This window comes from Glutamicibacter sp. 363 (assembly GCF_052379505.1).
Classification (GTDB): domain Bacteria; phylum Actinomycetota; class Actinomycetes; order Actinomycetales; family Micrococcaceae; genus Glutamicibacter.
Window position 1 is genome coordinate 128,506 of the sequence record NZ_JBQSYR010000001.1, and the last position, 18,370, is coordinate 146,875.

17 protein-coding genes are annotated in these 18,370 nt (G+C 62.2%); 8 read left to right on the forward strand and 9 right to left on the reverse strand.

All coding sequences use genetic code 11. The features are described from left to right. Nucleotides 1-97: 97 nt before the first annotated feature. Nucleotides 98-2,968 (reverse strand): excinuclease ABC subunit UvrA, encoded by a 2,871-nt coding sequence (gene uvrA, locus ACT3UA_RS00640; protein WP_096285168.1) that lies wholly within the window; start codon nt 2,966-2,968, stop codon nt 98-100. Nucleotides 2,969-3,353: 385 nt separating this feature from the next. Between uvrA and ACT3UA_RS00645 the strand changes: the two genes are divergently transcribed. Beyond that, the gene (locus tag ACT3UA_RS00645; protein WP_444615312.1) at nt 3,354-4,184 is read left to right on the forward strand and encodes an SDR family NAD(P)-dependent oxidoreductase; all 831 of its coding nucleotides are present in this window, start codon (nt 3,354-3,356) and stop codon (nt 4,182-4,184) included. 166 nt (nt 4,185-4,350) lie between these two features. On the opposite strand, the gene ACT3UA_RS00650 is transcribed toward ACT3UA_RS00645, so the two are convergent. Then, nucleotides 4,351-4,728, reverse strand: coding sequence for a GntR family transcriptional regulator (locus tag ACT3UA_RS00650; protein WP_096285172.1), 378 nt, complete (start codon nt 4,726-4,728; stop codon nt 4,351-4,353). A gap of 82 nt (nt 4,729-4,810) precedes the next feature. Here ACT3UA_RS00650 and ACT3UA_RS00655 point away from each other — a divergent pair, with 82 nt between their 5' ends. Next, nucleotides 4,811-5,464: an MBL fold metallo-hydrolase gene (locus ACT3UA_RS00655; RefSeq protein ID WP_444615313.1), complete on the forward strand. Its 654-nt coding sequence runs from the start codon at nt 4,811-4,813 to the stop codon at nt 5,462-5,464. A 28-nt stretch (nt 5,465-5,492) separates the two neighbouring features. Here the strand turns inward: ACT3UA_RS00655 and ACT3UA_RS00660 are convergent, their stop codons facing one another. Together ACT3UA_RS00660 and ACT3UA_RS00665 are read right to left on the reverse strand one after the other, a co-directional pair. Beyond that, nucleotides 5,493-5,972 (reverse strand): GNAT family N-acetyltransferase, encoded by a 480-nt coding sequence (locus tag ACT3UA_RS00660; protein WP_444615314.1) that lies wholly within the window; start codon nt 5,970-5,972, stop codon nt 5,493-5,495. 40 nt (nt 5,973-6,012) lie between these two features. Continuing rightward, nucleotides 6,013-6,804, reverse strand: coding sequence for a methyltransferase domain-containing protein (locus ACT3UA_RS00665; protein WP_444615315.1), 792 nt, complete (start codon nt 6,802-6,804; stop codon nt 6,013-6,015). A gap of 77 nt (nt 6,805-6,881) precedes the next feature. Here ACT3UA_RS00665 and ACT3UA_RS00670 point away from each other — a divergent pair, with 77 nt between their 5' ends. Further along, nucleotides 6,882-9,410: a DEAD/DEAH box helicase gene (locus ACT3UA_RS00670; protein WP_096285178.1), complete on the forward strand. Its 2,529-nt coding sequence runs from the start codon at nt 6,882-6,884 to the stop codon at nt 9,408-9,410. Nucleotides 9,411-9,654: 244 nt separating this feature from the next. Continuing rightward, the gene (locus ACT3UA_RS00675) at nt 9,655-9,858 is read left to right on the forward strand and encodes a hypothetical protein (RefSeq protein ID WP_096285180.1); all 204 of its coding nucleotides are present in this window, start codon (nt 9,655-9,657) and stop codon (nt 9,856-9,858) included. 59 nt (nt 9,859-9,917) lie between these two features. Here ACT3UA_RS00675 and ACT3UA_RS00680 read toward each other — a convergent pair whose 3' ends face one another. Next, nucleotides 9,918-10,922, reverse strand: coding sequence for an NAD-dependent epimerase/dehydratase family protein (locus ACT3UA_RS00680; RefSeq protein WP_141393507.1), 1,005 nt, complete (start codon nt 10,920-10,922; stop codon nt 9,918-9,920). Nucleotides 10,923-11,072: 150 nt separating this feature from the next. Between ACT3UA_RS00680 and ACT3UA_RS00685 the strand changes: the two genes are divergently transcribed. Continuing rightward, the gene (locus ACT3UA_RS00685) at nt 11,073-11,645 is read left to right on the forward strand and encodes a dihydrofolate reductase family protein (RefSeq protein WP_096285184.1); all 573 of its coding nucleotides are present in this window, start codon (nt 11,073-11,075) and stop codon (nt 11,643-11,645) included. Here the strand turns inward: ACT3UA_RS00685 and ACT3UA_RS00690 are convergent. Continuing rightward, the gene (locus tag ACT3UA_RS00690; RefSeq protein ID WP_096285186.1) at nt 11,642-12,394 is read right to left on the reverse strand and encodes a metal-dependent hydrolase; all 753 of its coding nucleotides are present in this window, start codon (nt 12,392-12,394) and stop codon (nt 11,642-11,644) included. The two genes, ACT3UA_RS00685 and ACT3UA_RS00690, sit on opposite strands and share 4 nt — an antisense overlap. A gap of 62 nt (nt 12,395-12,456) precedes the next feature. On the opposite strand from ACT3UA_RS00690, the gene ACT3UA_RS00695 reads away from it, so the two are divergent. The 3 genes from ACT3UA_RS00695 to ACT3UA_RS00705 all read left to right on the forward strand — a co-directional run bounded on the left by ACT3UA_RS00695 (nt 12,457) and on the right by ACT3UA_RS00705 (nt 15,082). After that, on the forward strand, nt 12,457-12,933 hold the full coding sequence (locus ACT3UA_RS00695) for a GNAT family N-acetyltransferase (protein WP_096285188.1): 477 nt from the start codon (nt 12,457-12,459) through the stop codon (nt 12,931-12,933). Further along, nucleotides 12,930-14,216, forward strand: a complete 1,287-nt coding sequence (locus tag ACT3UA_RS00700) for an alpha/beta fold hydrolase (RefSeq protein WP_096285190.1) — start codon at nt 12,930-12,932, stop codon at nt 14,214-14,216. The genes ACT3UA_RS00695 and ACT3UA_RS00700 overlap by 4 nt, the downstream gene beginning before the upstream one ends. A gap of 194 nt (nt 14,217-14,410) precedes the next feature. Further along, complete coding sequence (locus tag ACT3UA_RS00705; protein ID WP_096285192.1) at nt 14,411-15,082, forward strand: hypothetical protein; 672 nt, start codon at nt 14,411-14,413, stop codon at nt 15,080-15,082. Nucleotides 15,083-15,156: 74 nt separating this feature from the next. On the opposite strand, the gene ACT3UA_RS00710 is transcribed toward ACT3UA_RS00705, so the two are convergent. The 3 genes from ACT3UA_RS00710 to ACT3UA_RS00720 all read right to left on the reverse strand — a co-directional run bounded on the left by ACT3UA_RS00710 (nt 15,157) and on the right by ACT3UA_RS00720 (nt 18,129). Continuing rightward, nucleotides 15,157-16,434, reverse strand: coding sequence for an MFS transporter (locus ACT3UA_RS00710; RefSeq protein WP_096285194.1), 1,278 nt, complete (start codon nt 16,432-16,434; stop codon nt 15,157-15,159). Nucleotides 16,435-16,484: 50 nt separating this feature from the next. After that, the gene (locus tag ACT3UA_RS00715) at nt 16,485-16,937 is read right to left on the reverse strand and encodes a MarR family winged helix-turn-helix transcriptional regulator (protein ID WP_096285196.1); all 453 of its coding nucleotides are present in this window, start codon (nt 16,935-16,937) and stop codon (nt 16,485-16,487) included. 133 nt (nt 16,938-17,070) lie between these two features. Continuing rightward, nucleotides 17,071-18,129: a TerC family protein gene (locus ACT3UA_RS00720; RefSeq protein ID WP_096285198.1), complete on the reverse strand. Its 1,059-nt coding sequence runs from the start codon at nt 18,127-18,129 to the stop codon at nt 17,071-17,073. Nucleotides 18,130-18,370 lie beyond the last annotated feature (241 nt).

The window sequence follows — 18,370 nt, forward strand, 5'->3', positions numbered from 1 at the left end:
ATTCACTTAGACATCATCCCATGAAGCGGACTCACGTTAGGAATCCATAACTGAAAACGCATATTCCGCGGGTCCGCCTCGCTCGGGATTTGAGGTTTTAGAGAATTTCGGCCAGGTACTTTCCGGTGTGCGATGCGGAGACCTTCGCCACGGATTCCGGGCTTCCGGTGGCCAAAATCGTTCCGCCGCCCGAGCCGCCTTCCGGCCCCAGATCGATCACCCAGTCGGCCGACTTGATGACGTCCAGGTTGTGCTCGATGGTCAACACGGTGTTTCCCTTGTCCACCAGTCCTTGCAGAACCAGCAGCAGCTTGCGGATGTCTTCGAAGTGCAGACCGGTGGTCGGTTCGTCGAGCACGTAGATGGAGCGGCCGTTTGAGCGCTTCTGCAATTCCGCGGCGAGCTTCACACGCTGCGCCTCGCCGCCCGAAAGCGTGGTGGCCGGCTGCCCCAGGCGCACATAGCCCAGTCCCACATCGACCAGGGTCCTCAGGTGGCGGGCGATCGGGGTGAACGCGGCGAAGAACTCGGCGCCCTCGGAGATCGGCATATTCAGCACGTCCGAGATGTTCTTGCCCTTGTAGAGCACCTGCAGGGTTTCGCGGTTGTAGCGCGCGCCCTGGCAGACCTCGCACGGCACATATACGTCCGGCAGGAAGTTCATTTCGATCTTCAGCGTGCCGTCACCCGAGCAGGACTCGCAGCGCCCGCCCTTGACGTTGAAGGAGAAGCGGCCCGGCTGGTAGCCGCGCAGCTTCGCCTCGTTGGTCTCCGCAAAGAGCTTGCGGATATTGTCGAAAACTCCGGTGTAGGTGGCCGGGTTCGACCGCGGGGTCCGCCCGATCGGCGACTGGTCCACGTGCACGACCTTGTCCAGGTGCTCGAGGCCCAGCACCCGGGTGTGGCGGCCGGGAACCTGCTTGGCGCCGTTGAGCTTATTGGCCAACACCTTGTATAGGATGTCGTTGACCAGCGTCGACTTGCCCGAACCTGAGACACCGGTAATGGCGGTCAGCACGCCCAGCGGGAACTCCACGGTGACGTCCCGCAGGTTGTTTTCCTTCGCGCCCACCAGCTTGAGCATGCGCTTCTTGTCGGCCTTGCGGCGCTTTTTCGGCAGCTCGATCTGCTTGCGCCCGGAGAGGTAGTCTCCGGTCAGCGAACGGGTGTTCTCCTTCAGCCCCTCCAGCGAGCCGGAATGGACCACCTCACCGCCGTGCTCCCCGGCGCCCGGACCGATGTCCACGATCCAATCCGCCTCGGCGATGGTGTCCTCATCGTGTTCGACGACGATCAGCGTATTGCCCAGCGAACGCAGATGCAGCAGGGTTTCGATCAGCCGGCGGTTGTCGCGCTGATGCAGGCCGATGGAGGGCTCGTCCAGCACGTAGAGCACTCCGACCAGCCCGGAGCCGATCTGCGTGGCCAGGCGGATGCGCTGCGCCTCGCCGCCGGACAGGGTGCCCGCGGCGCGTTCCAGGGTCAGGTATTCCAGGCCCACGTCCAGCAGGAACTTCATGCGCGCGCCAATTTCCTTCAGCACCTGGGTGGCGATCTGCGCCTCGCGGTCGCTGAGCTCCAAGGTGGTGAGGAATTCGGCCGCCGCGCGCAGATCCATGGCCGCCACCGCGGCGATCGACTTGCCGCCGATCAGCACCGACAGCGAGGCCGGGTTCAGACGTGCGCCGCCGCAGGTAGGGCACGGAATCTGGCGCATGTACTGCTCGTAGCGATCGCGTGCGTGATCCGATTCGGTTTCCTCATGCTTGCGGTGCACATAGGAGATGACGCCTTCGAACCCGGTGGAGTACTTGCGCTCCCGGCCGAAACGGTTCTTGTACTGCACGACGACCTTGTGGTCTTTGCCGTTCAGGATCGCCTGGCGCGCCGGTGCCGGCAGGTCCTTCCAGGCGGTGTCCATGCCGAAGCCCAGCTCCTTGCCGAGCCCCTCGATCAACCGGTTCCAGTATTCGGTGGTCGCCTTGCCCAAGGACCACGGCGCGATGGCCCCGTCGGCCAGCTTGACCTCGGCATCCGGGACGATCAGGTGCTCATCGACTTCGAGCTTGGTGCCGATGCCGCTGCAGGCCGAACAGGCCCCGAAGGGGTTATTGAAGGAGAAGGTCCGGGGTTCGATCTCATCGATGGCCAGCGGGTGCTCGTTCGGGCAGGCGAGGTTCTCGGAGAACGCACGGACGCGCTTCGGGTCATCCTCCGCCAGATCCACGAAGTCCACCAGCACGCGGCCATCGGCCAGAGTCAGTGCGGTTTCCACCGAGTCGGTCAGCCGCTGGTGCACCGTGTCGTTAATGGCCAGGCGGTCAACGACCACCTCGATGGTGTGCTTGACCTGCTTGGCCAGCTTAGGCGGCTCGGTCAGCTGAATGGTTGTGCCATCGACCCGGGCACGGGAGAACCCCTTGGAGGATAGCTCGGCGAACAAGTCAACGAACTCGCCCTTGCGGGCGCGCACCACCGGGGCCAGCACCTGGAAGCGGGTCTTCTCCGGCATCTCCAGCAGCTGGTCGACGATCTGCTGCGGCGACTGCTTCGAAATGGGCTCCCCGCATTCGGGGCAGTGCGGGCGTCCTACGCGGGCCCAGAGCAGGCGCATGTAGTCATACACCTCGGTGATGGTGCCCACGGTGGACCGCGGGTTGCGGCTCGTGGACTTCTGGTCGATCGACACGGCCGGGGAAAGCCCCTCGATGAAGTCCACATCCGGCTTGTCGACCTGGCCCAGGAACATCCGTGCATAGGCGGACAGGGATTCGACGTAGCGGCGCTGCCCCTCGGCGAAAATCGTATCGAAGGCCAGCGATGACTTGCCGGAGCCGGACAAGCCGGTAAAGACGATCATCGCGTCGCGCGGAAGATCCACATCTACGTTCTTCAGGTTGTGCTCGCGCGCACCCTTGACGATCAGACGGGACAAATCCAGTTTTTTGCTTTCTGCAGTAATAGCCACGAAGCAATACTAATCGAAAACTACTTCGAATAAACGTGGTGCTTGGCACAAATGCGCGTTACTTTCGCGCAGGGCGATATCCCGGGCATTTCCAGCCCTGAAGATTTGCTGGTCGGCGGCCGTTTCGAGCCTCGGACGGATCGAGCAGGAGAAACCAGACGATTAGGCACCAGCGTCGGCAGCGTTCATCCTCTTGGCATGTCCCCATAAAATTTTCTTGACGAGCCTTACTGCTTGCGCGTCTGGGCGAGGTGCTCCAGCCCGGCCACGGAACCCTTGGCCTTCAACTAAATACGGCCACCGGCGTCCGCTGGGATGACTTGCCAGTTCGCTCGGATAATGGGAGGCTGAGCTCCCGCGCCGGCATTGAGGAAATGTATCCACCATGAGCAAAACCATTATCATCACCGGCGGCAGCGACGGCATCGGTGCGGCCGCCGCGCGCACGCTGGTTGGCCGTGGCCATCGCGTCGTCATCGTCGGGCGCTCGGAGGGCAAAACCAAAAGCATCGCCGCAGAGCTGTCTGTGCCTTACTATGTCGCGGATTTCGCGGAGCTGAACCAAGTCAGAAAGCTGGCAGATGATCTGCTGAAGGCATACCCGGAAATCAACGTGCTCGCGAATAACGCAGGCGGGATCATGGGTAAGCGAACCCAAACCGTTGATGGGCATGAAACCACTTTCCAGGTCAACCACCTTGCTCCGTTCCTGCTCACCAGCTTGCTCATGCCAGCGCTATTTGCCGGCAAGGCAACGATTATCCAGACAGCCAGTGCGGCCGCTCGGATCTTCGGGCGGATGGATATCGAAGACCTGCAGAATACCGTGGGCTACGCCCCGCAGAAAGCCTATGGCAACGCGAAACTCGCTAACATCCTCTTCACTCAGGAATTGCAGCACCGGTTCGGACCACGAGGCGTCGCTGCCGTTGCTTTCCATCCGGGTATCGTCGCCAGCAGCTTTGCCAGCGAAACTACGCATTTCATGCGGCGCATTTACCACGGGCCACTCAAACGACTATTTACGGTCACTCCCGAAAAAGGGTCAGATCAGCTTGTTTGGCTCGCGGAAGGGACTCCTGGAACGACTTTCCTGCCGGGTTCCTACTATGAATCCCGCAGGATAGCGACAAGGGTAAGTGCCGAAATGCACAACCCGAAGTTCGCAGAACAGCTCTGGAAGAAGTCGGCTTCACTGCTCCGAACCGCCAACTGACAGGATTTGCCCGAGTTATCTGAGCGTGGCGCAGAATCTGCCGATGGTTCTGGTGCAGTGCGGTTTGGGCCCAACTTGCATGAACCAACCTCTAGGGACACTCAAATCGCGTTTCGGGTTAGCTCGCCTCGCACAGCCCGGTGCCCCATGGCCCGAAGGCCACTAATTAACGGGGCAGCGAGCTGAAAGCGGCGCGCAGGTATCTGACCGCGGTTTCTTCGTCCACCGACCAGGTCTGGGCAACGCGTGCCAGATCGGCTGCGGCATCGCTGACTTCTTGCTGGGCACGATCCTCGGCCGCTTGCACGATGGTTCCGTGCCGCCCGCGGGTCACGACCGCGCCTTGGGCTTCCAGCTCCTTATAGACCTTAGCCACCGTGTTCACCGCAAGATCCAGGTCACCGGCGAGCGCCCGCACCGAGGGAAGCTTGGTTCCGGGTGCCAAATCTCCACCCGCAATACGTGCCAGGATTTGCTCTCGTACCTGCTGGTACGGTGCGACAGCCGATTTCGAGTCGATACGGATGAAATCCAGATTGGCCATGGGCGCTCCATTCGGTGCAATGCTTTAGTTGATTCACTGAGCCTATCGCGTTCAAGCCAGTCGCCACCGTAGGGTAATGGGTATGAGTGAACTTCTATTAGCCGACGTCACGATTCGGTCGGTGAGCGTCTCGGAAATGAACAACAACGTTTACTTGGTCACCGAACGGGCCAGTGGCAAACAACTACTGATCGATGCGGCCGACGAAACTCCTGCGATTCTTGAACTCGTGGCCAGCGCCGCCAAGGATGGCCCCGAACCAGAGGTCGTTGGCATCGCCACGACCCATGAGCATTGGGACCACGTGCGGGCCCTGGCCGAGGTCGTCGAACGCTTCACCGTTCCCACGTACGCAGGCGCCGAAGATATCGACGGTATCGCCAAGGAGTCCGGCGTGAAGATTAGCCACGGGTTGACCCATGGCGATCGAATTTCCGTTGGCGAGATGGAGCTTGAGGCCATTCACCTTCGCGGGCACACCGCGGGCTCGATCGCCTATGCATTGCACGACTCCTCGGGACAACAGGTCATCTTCAGCGGAGACAGCCTATTTCCCGGGGGTGTAGGCAATACCTGGGAGGACCCGGAGCGGTTCGAGTCGTTGCTCAACGACGTATCCGAACGTATCTTCGAAAAATTCCCAGATGAAACCGCCGTCTTACCTGGTCACGGCGGCTCCACCACCGTAGGCACCGAGCGCCCGCACCTCGATGAATGGCGCCAGCGCGGCTGGTAGTCCATACTTTGAAGAATTGCCCGTCAGGCTACGGCCCGGTGGGCAATTCTTGCAGGTAGAGCAGCATCCGCCACTCACTGCCCGGTGCGTGGTTCACAAACCCGCGGTCCTCGTAAAAGCGACGAGTCTGCGCATCGTCTTCATCCACGTTGATGTGCATTTCGCTGCCCCCGCGCGCGGCCAGCTGGATCAGGACATGATCAAGGATGGCGCCGCCGATGCCTTGGCCGCGCAGTGGAGGGCGCACATACAGCTCATCAAGCACCGCGAGCGGTCCGTCGGAATAGATGGTTGGCCGCAGGGTAACGATGGCGTGACCCGATGGTTGAGATGCAGGACCGGCGAGCACTGCATAACAGTGCGGGCCAGCGAGCATGCCCCGCAACCGCCTGGCTAGTATCTGCTCCGCGGGGCAGGGAGAACCGAACTCCGCATTAAAATCAGCCTGCAGCTTGGCCAGCTGCGCGCAATCTTCCGCCGTAGCCAAGTGGGTGCGCCGCTTTTCCATGCGGCCATTGTCCTCCATGTCCAGCGGCGGCACCAGTGATTCAGCCCTGCTTGCGTGCCACCATAAAGATGCGCCGGAAGGGAAAGTTCGTCAGCTTGGCACCGTCCGGTGCCGTGAATGACGGGTAATGCTCGGCGACGGCAGCGGAGTAGTCCGCTTCGAAATCCAGGTATTCGTCCTCGGGCAGTGTTGCCTTGATGGGCAGCAACGCGGTGCCTCGCACCCAGTCAAGGATCGGGCTCTCCCCCACCATCACCTGGTGGTAGGTCGTCTCCCACACATTTGCCTGGAACCCTGCCTCTAGCAATAGCCGCTGGTACTCTTGTGGTTCGCCCACCACGTCTTCGTGCCGCAGCACGCCGCCGAGCCTGCCTGCCCACTTCTGAGAGTCGGCCACCTGACGCATCACCGCATGGGAGGCAGCGCCGAAGTTTCCCGGCATCTGGATTGCGACGTAGGCGCCGGCCTTCAAATCACCCAACCAGTTTTTGAGCAGTTCGCGGTGTTCGGGGAGCCACTGCAGCATGGCGTTGGAAAAGAGCAGGTCGATCTCGGGTCCCGGGTGCCAGTGGCGTGCGTCGAGCAGCTCGAAGCCCAGATTCGGCTGCTGCACCGCGCCGTTGGCTTGGGCGATCATCTCCGGGGAAGAATCCAATCCGGTCACCTGCGCCTGCGGCCACCGCTCGGCCAGCAAGCTCGTCTTGTCTCCCGGCCCGCAGCCCAGATCGACAATCTGCTTGGGGATGATTCCGCCTAGCTGGCCCAGCAGGTCTTCGTAGGGTCGTCCGCGGTAATCCGCGAATTCGGCGTATTTGTTCGGGTTCCACTTCATATTTCCGAGCCTAGTACCACGGCTCAGCGTTCAGCTAGCCTCCGGTCGCAGTTCTCAACGGATAGGCTTAGAACATCATGTTGCTCACCGATTACCTGCCTGCAGATGCGAAGAACGTTTCCGACGACGAGATTTACGAGTCCTTTGGCCGCTGGGTAACCACCCGCGGCATCGACCTATACCCTGCCCAGGACGAGGCTTCGATGGCCTTGGCCGCCGGAAGCAACGTCATTTTGGCGACGCCCACCGGCTCGGGCAAGTCGCTGGTCGCCATTGCCGCGCACTTCTACGCGATGTCCCGCGACCAGATCAGCTTCTATACCGCCCCGATCAAGGCCCTGGTGTCGGAGAAGTTCTTCGACCTGTGCAAGATCTTCGGCGCCGAAAACGTCGGCATGGTCACCGGCGATTCCTCGGTGAATGCCGACGCGCCGATCATCTGCTGCACCGCCGAGATCCTGGCCAACATCGCCCTGCGCGAAGGCTCGCGCGCAGATGCGGGTGTGGTCATCATGGACGAGTTCCACTTCTACGCAGATCCGCAGCGCGGCTGGGCCTGGCAATTGCCGCTCATCGAGCTGCCGCAGTCGCAGTTCCTGCTGATGAGCGCCACCCTGGGCGACGTCAGCCGTTTCGAGAAGGAGCTTGAAGACCGCACCGGCAAAACCACCGTGACGGTGGCGCACTCCGAGCGTCCCATCCCGCTGCACTTCTACTACTCGATGGAACCGGTCCAGGAAGCCGTCGAGGAACTGATCAAAACCCAGCAGGTCCCGATCTACATCGTGCACTTCTCCCAGCTGGACGCCATCGATCGCGCCACCGGCTTGATGAGCGTCAACGTGTGCACCCGCGAGGAAAAGGACCGCATCGCCGAGCTGGTGGCCGGATTCCGCTTCGCCGCAGGGTTCGGCAAGACGCTGAACCGGCTGGTGCGCCACGGCATCGGCGTGCACCACGCCGGCATGCTGCCCAAGTACCGCCGGCTGGTCGAACAGCTCGCCCAGGCCGGACTGCTCAAGGTCATCTGCGGCACCGACACCCTGGGTGTGGGCATCAACGTGCCGATCCGCACGGTGCTGATCACCGCGCTGTCCAAGTTCGACGGCACCCGCACCCGCACCCTCAACGCCCGCGAATTCCATCAGATTGCCGGCCGCGCCGGGCGCGCCGGCTTCGACACCGCCGGCACCGTGCTGGTCCAGGCCCCCGAGCATGCGATCGAAAACCACAAGGCCATGGAAAAGGCCCTGAAGAAGCACGGCGAGGGCTCCTCAAAGCTCAAGCAGATCCCGAAGAAGAAGCCGCCGCAGAACTTCGTCACCTGGGGCGAGAAGACCTACGACAAGATCGTGCATGCCGATCCGGAAACGCTGAAGTCCTCCTTCCAGGTCTCCCACTCGATGCTGCTGAACCTGCTCGAACGCGAGGACAATGCCTTCGAAGCGGCCATGCGCCTGCTCACCGAGAACCATGAGACCCCCGCCTCGCAGCGCAAGCTGAAGCTGCGCGCCCTGGGCATTCTGCGCGAGCTGATCGCCACCGGCGTGGTGGTGCGGCGCGCGGAACCCGATGAATACGGCAACTACTACGAGCTGACCGTGCATCTGCAGCAGAACTTCGCGCTGAACCAGCCGCTGTCGCCATTTGCCCTGGCGGCCTTGGAACTCTTCGAACCAGAATCCCCCAGCTACGCGTTGGATGTCGTCTCGGTGATCGAGGCGACCCTGGAGAAGCCGCGCCAGGTACTTTCGGGCCAGGAGAAGAAAGCCCGCGGCGAGGCAATTGCCGCGATGAAGGCCGACGGCCTGGACTACGACGCGCGCATGGCGGCCCTGGATGAGGTCACCTACCCGCAGCCGCTGGCGGAGAAGCTCGAGGCGGCCTTCGAACAGTACCGTTCCGGTGCCCCCTGGTTGGCGGACTTCGAGCTTCAGCCCAAGTCCGTCGTGCGCGACATGTACGAACGCGCCATGGGATTCTCGGACTTCGTCCAGTACTACCAGCTGGCTCGTTCCGAAGGTGTGCTGCTGCGTTACCTCACCGACGCGTACAAGGCCCTGCGCCAGACCGTGCCGCAGGATTCGCTGCGCGAAGACCTCGAAGACCTCATCGAATGGCTGGGCGAGCTGATCCGCCAGATTGACTCTTCGCTGCTCGACGAATGGGAGGAGCTCTCCCGCGGCGAACTGCACGAGGAAACCGAGATCGCTCCCCCCGCCCCGGAGAAGTTGACCACAAATATGCGTGCCTTCCGGGTGATGGTGCGCAATGAGATGTTCCGCCGGGTCAAGCTCTTCGCCGATGAACAAGATCAGGCCTTGGGCGAACTCGATGGGCATAGCGGTTTTGCTGCCGAGGCGTGGGCCGAGGCCATGGATGACTACTTCGAGGAACACGAGGACATCGATGACGGCCCGAACGGGCGCGGCTCGAACCTTTTTGTGGTCACCGAGAAGCCGAACCGGATCTGGGAGGTCCGCCAGATCTTCGCCGATCCGGAAGAGCACCATGACTGGGGAATCAACGCCACCATCTCCTTGGACGACTCCGATGAACTCGGCGCCCCGGTAGTTACGGTCACCGCGGTCGGACGAATGGACTAGTTCTCCTCGGCAGTCGATTGCCTTGTCTTTAGCTCACCTAGTGGCGGTTGTCATACACCTGATTCAGGTGCATGAGAACCGCCACTTTTGTGGCAGCAGGGTTTTTCATATCTCCTAGTCCGACTGGTTATTAAACAAGGCTGGCCGGCTCTTGCCCCAGGGCAAACGCAGCCGATAAAAGTTTGGTGAAAATTAACCCGTCACGGCTAACCTTTTACGTGGATTCGACGGTATTGTTTGTCCCATGAATCCAATCAGGCTGCGCAAGATCGGCAGTTTCGTCATGTTCCTCGCATGGCTGAGTCTCATTAGCAATCACGCGGTGATGTTCACCGCCGAAGGTCTGCTGGCCACAGTGCTGCAGGTGGCGTTGACCGCGGCGGGTACGTGGCTGCTGTACCAGAGCTGGAAACCACGGTCCCAGGCGCAAGCGTTGCCTCAGCCCTAAACCGGCGAACCGCCCCCGTCCGGGGAAGAAATATTTCGTGGTTCGCTACGGCGCCTGGCCTAGCGGCTGGTTCCGCGCGCGGCGGCAGCCAAATTTTCCAGGACGCCTGCCTCCTCTTCACGGCTCAGACCGGTCCGTGCGCGGTCGGTTCCGTTGAGCCATTGAAGCGTGTCAAGACTCGTCCGCGCCAAAGGCCGGGTGCGCAGCCCCGCTTGCCGAGCCGGACGATGATCGCGATCAAGCATGCCGGCCACCGCCGGATCCGGGAGCCACAGCGGAAGCGAGTGTTCCCCGCTCCATGGCACGACGCCCTGCTCGTGCAGCAACGCAGCGTCGGCCCAGTGCACCCTTGGTTCGCCTTCCAGCGCCTCGAAGATCTGTGTGATGAATTCGCGGCGCGAGGTTGCCGGGCCCACCGCGTCAATGGTTCCGGTGCATTTATTCTCGGCGAGCTCGATGAGCCAGGTGGCCAGATCGCGCGCGTCCAGCACCTGCACCGGGTCTTCGGCGGCAAGCGGCACCAATAGTTCCAAGCCGTCCGCTAGGCTGCGCGCCGCATGCTCTGGCCAATAGCTGAACCTGCCGGTGGGATCCTTGGGCCCGATGAGCAGTCCCGGCCGGATGATCGCGGCCGGCGCGTGAAGTTCTCCAATGAGTTGCTCGCAGGCAACCTTCATCGCCCCATAGGACTCGGCCGTTGATTGCCCTCCGTCGCTTTCCAGCGGATCGAGCAGCTTGGTGTCGGCTGGTGTTCCGCCGGGGTGCGACAGATCGGCATACGCGGAAATGGTGGACACGAAGACCCAATGATCGGCGCGGAGCTCTTGCGTGGCCCGGCGCACGTGCGCCGGAATCCGCGACACATCGATCACCGCATCGTATTGCCGGGAGGCAAGTTCGGCTGGCGCCGGGTCGTTCCGGTCCCAAAAAATGAACTCGCTGCCCTGCGGAGCCACCCCGCTTTCCCCGCGGGCCGCGCAAGTCACCTGGTGCCCGGCATCCAACGCGAATTGGGCTACGTACTGCGATAGGAACATCGTTCCGCCAAGCACAAGAAGTTTCATGCTCCCAAGTACAGCAGTGGCAGAGACCACAACCAAGGGCTTTCACTCTGGGCACACCGCCAAGGCCCAGCTCCCTAGCCTCCGTATACCGTGCGTGTTAACATGTGAAAATTACCGGGCCGAGAAATGGTTCGCAGGAGGGTGTGCGCGATGAGTCGAAAGCTTGTTTATTATGTGGCGGTGAGCCTGGACGGTTTTATCGCGGCGCCCGATGGAGACTTTGCGGCGTTTCCCACCGAGGGAGACCACATGCAGACGATCCTTGGCGAATACGCCGACGCGGTACCCGCACATATTCACCGCGCCCTTGGTACCAGCGCTCCAGGCACCAAATTCGACACCGTGCTGATGGGCTGGAATACCTACAATCCCGAAATCTACGGCGGCCTCGACAGCCCCTACACCCATCTTCACCAGATTGTGGCGTCTCGTTCCGCGCGCTCGGTCCCGGAGCACATTGAACTCACCGGCGACCCGGTGGGCAAGGTACGCGAATTGAAACAGGAAGCCGGGCTGGACATCTACCTCTGCGGCGGCGGGCAATTGGCCGGAGCGCTCAGCGAGGAAATCGACACGCTCATCCTCAAGCGCTATCCGCTGGTCTTCGGCTCGGGAATTGCGGTGTTCGGCGCCGCCGGCTACGCAGCCTTGCCCTTTAGCCCGGTGCACACCCGGAGTTTCGACTCGGGCGTGAGCATCACCGAGTACGAGCGCAGGCGCTAAGCCAAGATCACCGCGACGGCTACATAGGAAGTCATCAGGCTGGCAAGGATCCATTCGGCTTTCGAACCGGTTTCGGCGAGGATCGGCAAGGCGACCCGCCCGTTGGCTTTCCAGCAGTCCCCGATGACCGGTATTCTGCGGAACCAACGCGGGGCACCGATCTTGATCGGCCACAACAGATTGCACCCGCCGATGGTGAGCATATCCCCCAGAATGTGCACGATCACCCCGGCGGTGACCGCCAGCGGGAACCAGGCCCGTTCGAGCGGAGCATTCATGCCGACGAACGCCCCGGCGGCCAGGGCAATCACCCAGCAAAGCAAGGGAGGCATGAATTTCACGCTTTTCACGGCGAAGGAAATCAGCAGGATCGCAAAGAGCGCTGCGCCGGGATACACCACCCCGAGCTGGGCGACGTCCATCGACCACGAGTCGGCCAGCCAGGCCACAAAAATGAAGAACAAGATGCCCAGGATCGAGTGCGTCCCGTTGCGGTGTCCGCCGGCGACCTTCCCGATGATCCGCGTGAGGATATTGGAGATCGGCGGCAGGGAACGGGCGATCGTGGCGTTGTGATGGTCGGCGTCGGGCAGCAGGGCCGCCCCGGCGCAGACGATCGCCCCCGCGAGGGTTTCCCACCGCTCCATGTGCAATGTGCCGAATCCCAGGTTCACGGATCCTACGGTCACCGGAGTTGTTATTGCTAGCCATGCGGCTGCGCCGCTCATGGCGTGGTGTCCACCCATCATGGATTCCACCTTAGGACTGGTCACCGACGTTATAGCCGCACGACGGCGGTAAGCTTAAGCACATGTCACGAATCAGAGAAGCGCGCCTCGCGGACTGCCCGCGAATCCTCGACTTGATCCACGAGCTGGCGGTGTATGAAAAAGAACCGGATGCCGTGAAGAACACCGTCGCGGACTTGGAAGAACACCTCTTCGGCGCGGATCCAAAGGTCTTCACCCACGTCGCCGAGGACGAGTCCGGGCAGCTTGTCGGAATCGCGATGTGGTTCCCGACCTACTCCACCTGGGAAGGACGCCACGGCATCCACCTGGAGGATCTGTACGTGCAGGAAAGCGAGCGCGGCAAGGGCACCGGCACCGCGCTGCTCAAAACCTTGGCGCAGATCTGCGTGGCGCGCGGCTACCGCCGGCTGGAGTGGGCGGTACTTGACTGGAACGCCCCGGCGATCGCCTTCTACGATTCGATTCTTTCGTCCACCATGGACGGTTGGAGCACCCGCCGCCTAGACGGCCCCGCACTAGAGGAGATGGCCCGATGATTCACTACCGAGGCATGGACGTCACCGAGCACCGCATCGAAGTCCCGCTGGAGCATGGGACCGCAGGCGGGGAGAAGATCACCGTCTTCGCCCGTGAAATCAGCACCGATGCGGGCAAGCCATGGTTGCTGTTCCTGCAGGGCGGCCCGGGCGGGAAAGCCCCGCGCCCCGGCTCCCTGTCCGGCTGGCTGGCCGAAGCGACCAAGCACTTCCGGGTGCTGCTGCTCGATCAGCGCGGCACCGGCCTGTCCACCCCGGCGACCCACCAGACGCTGGGTTTGCGGGGCGACGCGGCCGCCCAAGCGCGCTACCTCACGCACTTCCGCGCCGACTCGATCGTGCGCGACGCCGAGGCGCTGCGTGAGCAGCTGGGCATCGAGAAGTGGAGCACCTTCGGGCAGAGCTACGGCGGGTTCTGCACGCTGACCTACCTGTCGATGTTCCCCGAATCCCTCGAACGCAGCCTGGTCACCGGCGGGCTCGCCTCCCTGGATGCCGATGCGCAGACCGTGTACCGGGCCACCTACCAGCGCATGGCCGAACGGAACCGCGAATACTTCTCCTGGTACCCGCAAGACTTCGAGACCCTGCACAAGATCTACGAGCACCTGCGGCACAATGACGACGAGCTGCTGCCTGACGGGCGCAAGGTCACCGTGCAGCTAGTGCAAATGCTCGGCATGTTCCTAGGCGGCAACACCCGCGTACACCTGCTGCACCACGTCTTCGAGGAGGCCTTCGCACCGACTCCGGGAGGCCCCCGGCTCTCGGATGCCTTCCTGTCGACCCTGTACGCCCAGGCCTCCTTCGCCGCCAATCCGCTCTACGCGCTGATGCACGAAACCATCTACGCCCAAGGTTCGGCGACCCATTGGGCCGCGGAACAGGTGCTGGAGGAGTATCCGGACTTCGCCGAGCAGGCGGACACCCCGCTGCTCACCGGTGAGATGGTCTACCGCTGGCATTTCACCGAAGATCCCGCGCTGCGCCCGCTCGAAGAGGTGGCGCGGATTTTAGCCGAGCACGAACATTTCGGCCCGCTCTACGACCTCGATGTGCTGGCGCGCAACACCGTCCCGGTCGCTGCCGCCGTCTACCACGATGACGTCTATGTCGACCGCGAGCTGTCCTTGCGCACCGCTTCCCAAGTCAAGGGGCTGCAACCCTGGGTCACCGAGGACTTCCACCATGACGGAATCGGCGATGACGGTCCGGCCATCTTCCGTCGGCTGCTGGCGATGACCAACGGCGAAGATCCGGAAGCCGCAGCGGCCAGCGACTGAGCACTATCGCCGGTGCTCCGCGGTGGCTAGACTGGCACACAAGCAAAGGCGCCAACCAACCTCGAAGTTGCTTGGCGCCGTTGCTTTGGCGGGCCTTGGCGCAATTGGTGTGGCGGATGCTGTTCGCGCACACCGCGCGTGCTAGGTTTTCGCTCAAGGGCAACTAGCCCGATGTAAAGGTCGAAAGGAACACTATGGGAAACAGTACTAATGGTGTCGATGTTCCAGACGATCTGGTCTCGAAGGTCGAAGAATTTGACGGCATCATCGCAGCCGCACACCTGCCATACAACATGACGATCGATCGCGCCGATGAGGACGCGTTGGTCTACAAGTTCGTCGAGTCCGAGATTGACTTCGCCCTGGTTCTGCACGGTGAAGCAATTTTCGCCACGACCTCCGCACTGGATGATTCGGACGCTGATTTCGAGCCAGTTTATACCTTCGACCCGGAGTTCCCGCTCACCGCCGAGGACTTCGCCGAACGGCTCACCGACTTCGTGAACCTGGCGCAGAATTGGCAGGAAGTTTCCGAACTGCCTTTCGTGGCCGAGCACCCCGAGTACTTCGGCCCCTCGGACAAGCCGAACAGTGTGCTGCTCTACGAGGATGGCTACCGCTACGAGCTGCTGTTCGTTGAGAACGGCGACCATTTGGTTCTGGCACGTCCCATCGATACCGAGGCCTACGAAGTGGACCCCGAAGAGGACGAAGATGAAATCCCGTTGATCTACACCAACCACCACATGCTGCACCCCACCATGGGCGGAGCATTCATCGTGATGTTGGCGGAGACCTTCGGGCTGCCGGCCGAGGAAGAGGCGCTGCTCGCGCCACTGCGCATCATCCTCACTCCGACGAACTAAGTATCAGCTAAACACGGCTGGGGCCTGAGTTACCTTAAGTGGTAAGTCAGGCCCCAGCATCGTTTTAAGCCCGGCTAGCGGGTCGAACCGGTGGGAGCCACCGTATCGGCGGCGGCTATTTCCTCGGGCCCCGTGTGCGCCCCGGCACCGAGGTGGGACAGATGCCCACCGAGCAGTCCCAGCACCAGGATCGAGGCGAACACGGCGGCGGCGCCGAACCAGTAGGGCGCGCCGGCCCCCATGGCCGCGGCGATCGGCCCGGCCACCGCAGGGGCGATCGCGCCTCCCAGGAAACGCACTCCCGAGTAGGTGGAGCTTGCCACGTTGCGCGGCAGCTCGGTGGCTTCCATCACCGCCTCGGTCAGCGCGGTGTTGAGGATGCCCAACACCAGGCCGGCGACGACGATCAGCGCGATGAGCGCGCTCAGCTGCGTGTGCAACACCGCCATCGAGGCGAGCAGCAGTCCCAGCAGGCTCAACGCGGCAAACATGATGGGGCGCAGGCCGAAACGCCGGGTCAGCAACGGGGCGACGAGCACCGAGGTGATCGCCAGCGACAGTCCCCAGCCGAAGAACACCCAACCAAGCTCCGCGGCGCCAAATTCGATTCCCTGCGTCTTGGCGGCGGCCTCCAGCGGGTAGGGCGAATAGGCCAGCAGCACGAAGAACCCGAAGTTGTACAGCACCGCGGTGAGCGCCATGGTGCGCAGGGCGGGATTCCGCAGGGCCGCAAAGCTTGCCCACGGGGAGATCTTCAGCTGGCCCGCGGGCTTGTCCGGCAAGCTGAGGAACGCGAGGATCGCGATGAGTCCGATCGCCATCAGCGTGGCGGTGCCGAAGAACGGTCCGCGCCAGGACAGGCTGCCGAGCACCCCGCCCAGCAGCGGCCCCACCGCCATACCCACGCCCAGCGCCGCCTCGTAAAGCACGATCGCCTGCCGGCTGCCACCGCTGGCGGCGCCGACGATGGCGGCCAGGGCCGTGGAGATGAATAGCGCATTGCCCAGTCCCCAGCCGGCGCGGTAGGCGAGGATCTGGTTGATCGAGCCGCTGGCCCCGGCCAGCGCGGCGAAGAGCACGATCAGCACCAGTCCGCCGAGCAGGGTCTGCTTCACGCCGATCAGCGTGGAGACCCAGCTGGTGAAGAACATCGCCAACCCGGTGATGAACAGGTAGCTGGTGAACAGCAGCATGGTTTGCGAGGCCGTGGCGTCCAGGTCCCGGCTGATCGCCGGAAGGATCGGATCGACCAGCCCGATTCCCATGAACGAGACCATGCAGGCGAAGGCGATGGCCCACACGGATTTTGGTTGGTGCAACAGCGGATTGCGCGGTTGAGTATTTTTCGTCATAAAGCCAGCTTCTGCGAATTATTAGTTGTTTTGGCAGGTGCGGCGCGGGGCTAGCGATCCAGGTTTTCGGCCAGTTCCAGCACCATGCGCTCGAGCAGCGGCAGCGCCCGGTTGAGCGTCTCCCGCTCCGGCTCGGTCATCGCTTCGATGCTGCCGGTCAACGCGTTGATCGCCCGTTGCCTATACGCCGTGAGCTCTTCTACCCCGAGCTCGGTCACCGAGACAAGCGAGGCGCGGCCGTCTTGCGGATCGGCGGCACGCTGCACCAGTCCGTCCTTTTCCAGGCGCATCACCAACCCGGTCATGCTCGGTTGGGCGATGCGCTGCTGCACGGCCAGATCCCCCACGCGCTGCGGTCCCTGCCGGTGGAGCACCGAGAGCACCCGCCATGCGGTGACCGACCGCCCGTCGCCAGCGGCCTGGCCGAGCAGCCGGGACATCGCCCCGGAAAAGAGCGTCAGGCCTCCCGCGAGGCCGGCCAGGGGATCTTCTTCGCTTGTCATAAGTACAACCTAGCAGATTTACATAGGCCACCTATGTAAATTGCGGCTTTATGTTACCCAGAGAACAGAAAACCCGCCGTATTCCATCGGTGAGGATGGAATACGGCGGGTGATTTCCCGATTCGGGTTCGGACTACTTGCCCGAGTCCTGATCGCGTTCGATCGAAGCATGGGAAGCAGCCTTTTCGGCCTCCGCAGCCTCGGCCTTGGCGGCCGCGTTGCGGCCCAATGGGGTCCAGAGCGAGAGCACCGTGGCAATAACGATGGTCGCCAGGATGACGATCAGCGACAGCGAGGTGCTGATGTCGAGCCATGGCAGGTCGATGTGCTGGCCGCCGTTGATGAACGGCAGCTCGTTCTCATGCAAGGCGTGGAATACGAGCTTGACGCCGATGAAGGCCAGGATGAAGCTCAGTGCGTGCTTCAGGAAGACCAAGCGGTTCATCAAGCCGCCAAGCAGGAAGTACAGCTGGCGCAGGCCCATCAGCGCGAAGATGTTCGCGGTGAAGACGATGAATGCCGAATCGGTCAGCCCGAAGATCGCCGGAATGGAGTCGACCGCGAACAGCAGGTCGGTCATGCCGATGGTAATGAAGACCATGACCATTGGAGTGAACAACTTCTTGCCGTTTACCACGGTGCGCAGCTTGTTGCCGTCGTACTCCTTGGCGAATGGCATCTTGCTGGTCAGCTTCTTGACCAGGCCGTTTTCGCTGCCCTCATCCTCATCGTCGTCCTTGAGCTGGTGCCAAGCGGTCCAGAGCAGGAAGGCGCCGAAGATGTAGAAGACCCAGGAGAAGTGCTCGATCATGGCCGCGCCGGCGAGAATGAAGATCGCACGCAGCACCAGTGCGATGATGATGCCGAACATCAGCACCTCTTGCTGGTACTTACGCGGCACCGCGAAGCGGGTCATGATGATGATGAAGACGAACAGGTTGTCGATGGACAACGAGTACTCGGTAATCCAGCCGGCGTAGAACTCCTGGCCGATCTGGGAGCCAGCCTGCCACCAGACAATGCCGCCGAAGATCAGCGCCAAGGTGATGTAGAAACCGACAAAAAGCCCGGCTTCCTTCATCGATGGTTCGTGCGGTCGACGCACGACGTACAACAAATCAAGCAGCAGGATGACGCACAGCGCCACCAAGGCAATGATTTCAAATTGGATAGTTAACCCTGTAGTGCCCACAGAAGAGCAGCCTTTCGTCGTAAGGGTAGGACAAAGATTCGCAAGTCTCTCCGCCGTCACAAATCAATTCGTGTTCGGCTGCTGCGCCCGGCGAAACTTCGATGGTCCGCGTGTTGACGTTCACAGCATTTGGGATACTCCCCTACGTACGAGATTCAATTGTAGCCTACAGGCGGTCTAGCGCGCGCCCCGGGCGGGGCACCCCACTGCCGCGCCACCACCCTTCCTGCACCTCCAGCGC

Excerpts from the sequence above, each read along its gene's own strand:
- ACT3UA_RS00645 (WP_444615312.1), top strand. The coding sequence starts at position 3,354 with ATGAGCAAAACCATTATCATCACCGGCGGCAGCGACGGCATCGGTGCG.
- ACT3UA_RS00650 (WP_096285172.1), bottom strand. The coding sequence starts at position 4,728 with ATGGCCAATCTGGATTTCATCCGTATCGACTCGAAATCGGCTGTCGCA.
- ACT3UA_RS00655 (WP_444615313.1), top strand. The coding sequence starts at position 4,811 with ATGAGTGAACTTCTATTAGCCGACGTCACGATTCGGTCGGTGAGCGTC.
- ACT3UA_RS00660 (WP_444615314.1), bottom strand. The coding sequence starts at position 5,972 with ATGGAAAAGCGGCGCACCCACTTGGCTACGGCGGAAGATTGCGCGCAG.
- ACT3UA_RS00665 (WP_444615315.1), bottom strand. The coding sequence starts at position 6,804 with ATGAAGTGGAACCCGAACAAATACGCCGAATTCGCGGATTACCGCGGA.
- ACT3UA_RS00670 (WP_096285178.1), top strand. The coding sequence starts at position 6,882 with ATGTTGCTCACCGATTACCTGCCTGCAGATGCGAAGAACGTTTCCGAC.
- ACT3UA_RS00675 (WP_096285180.1), top strand. The coding sequence starts at position 9,655 with ATGAATCCAATCAGGCTGCGCAAGATCGGCAGTTTCGTCATGTTCCTC.
- ACT3UA_RS00680 (WP_141393507.1), bottom strand. The coding sequence starts at position 10,922 with ATGAAACTTCTTGTGCTTGGCGGAACGATGTTCCTATCGCAGTACGTA.
- ACT3UA_RS00685 (WP_096285184.1), top strand. The coding sequence starts at position 11,073 with ATGAGTCGAAAGCTTGTTTATTATGTGGCGGTGAGCCTGGACGGTTTT.
- ACT3UA_RS00690 (WP_096285186.1), bottom strand. The coding sequence starts at position 12,394 with ATGATGGGTGGACACCACGCCATGAGCGGCGCAGCCGCATGGCTAGCA.
- ACT3UA_RS00695 (WP_096285188.1), top strand. The coding sequence starts at position 12,457 with ATGTCACGAATCAGAGAAGCGCGCCTCGCGGACTGCCCGCGAATCCTC.
- ACT3UA_RS00700 (WP_096285190.1), top strand. The coding sequence starts at position 12,930 with ATGATTCACTACCGAGGCATGGACGTCACCGAGCACCGCATCGAAGTC.
- ACT3UA_RS00705 (WP_096285192.1), top strand. The coding sequence starts at position 14,411 with ATGGGAAACAGTACTAATGGTGTCGATGTTCCAGACGATCTGGTCTCG.
- ACT3UA_RS00710 (WP_096285194.1), bottom strand. The coding sequence starts at position 16,434 with ATGACGAAAAATACTCAACCGCGCAATCCGCTGTTGCACCAACCAAAA.
- ACT3UA_RS00715 (WP_096285196.1), bottom strand. The coding sequence starts at position 16,937 with ATGACAAGCGAAGAAGATCCCCTGGCCGGCCTCGCGGGAGGCCTGACG.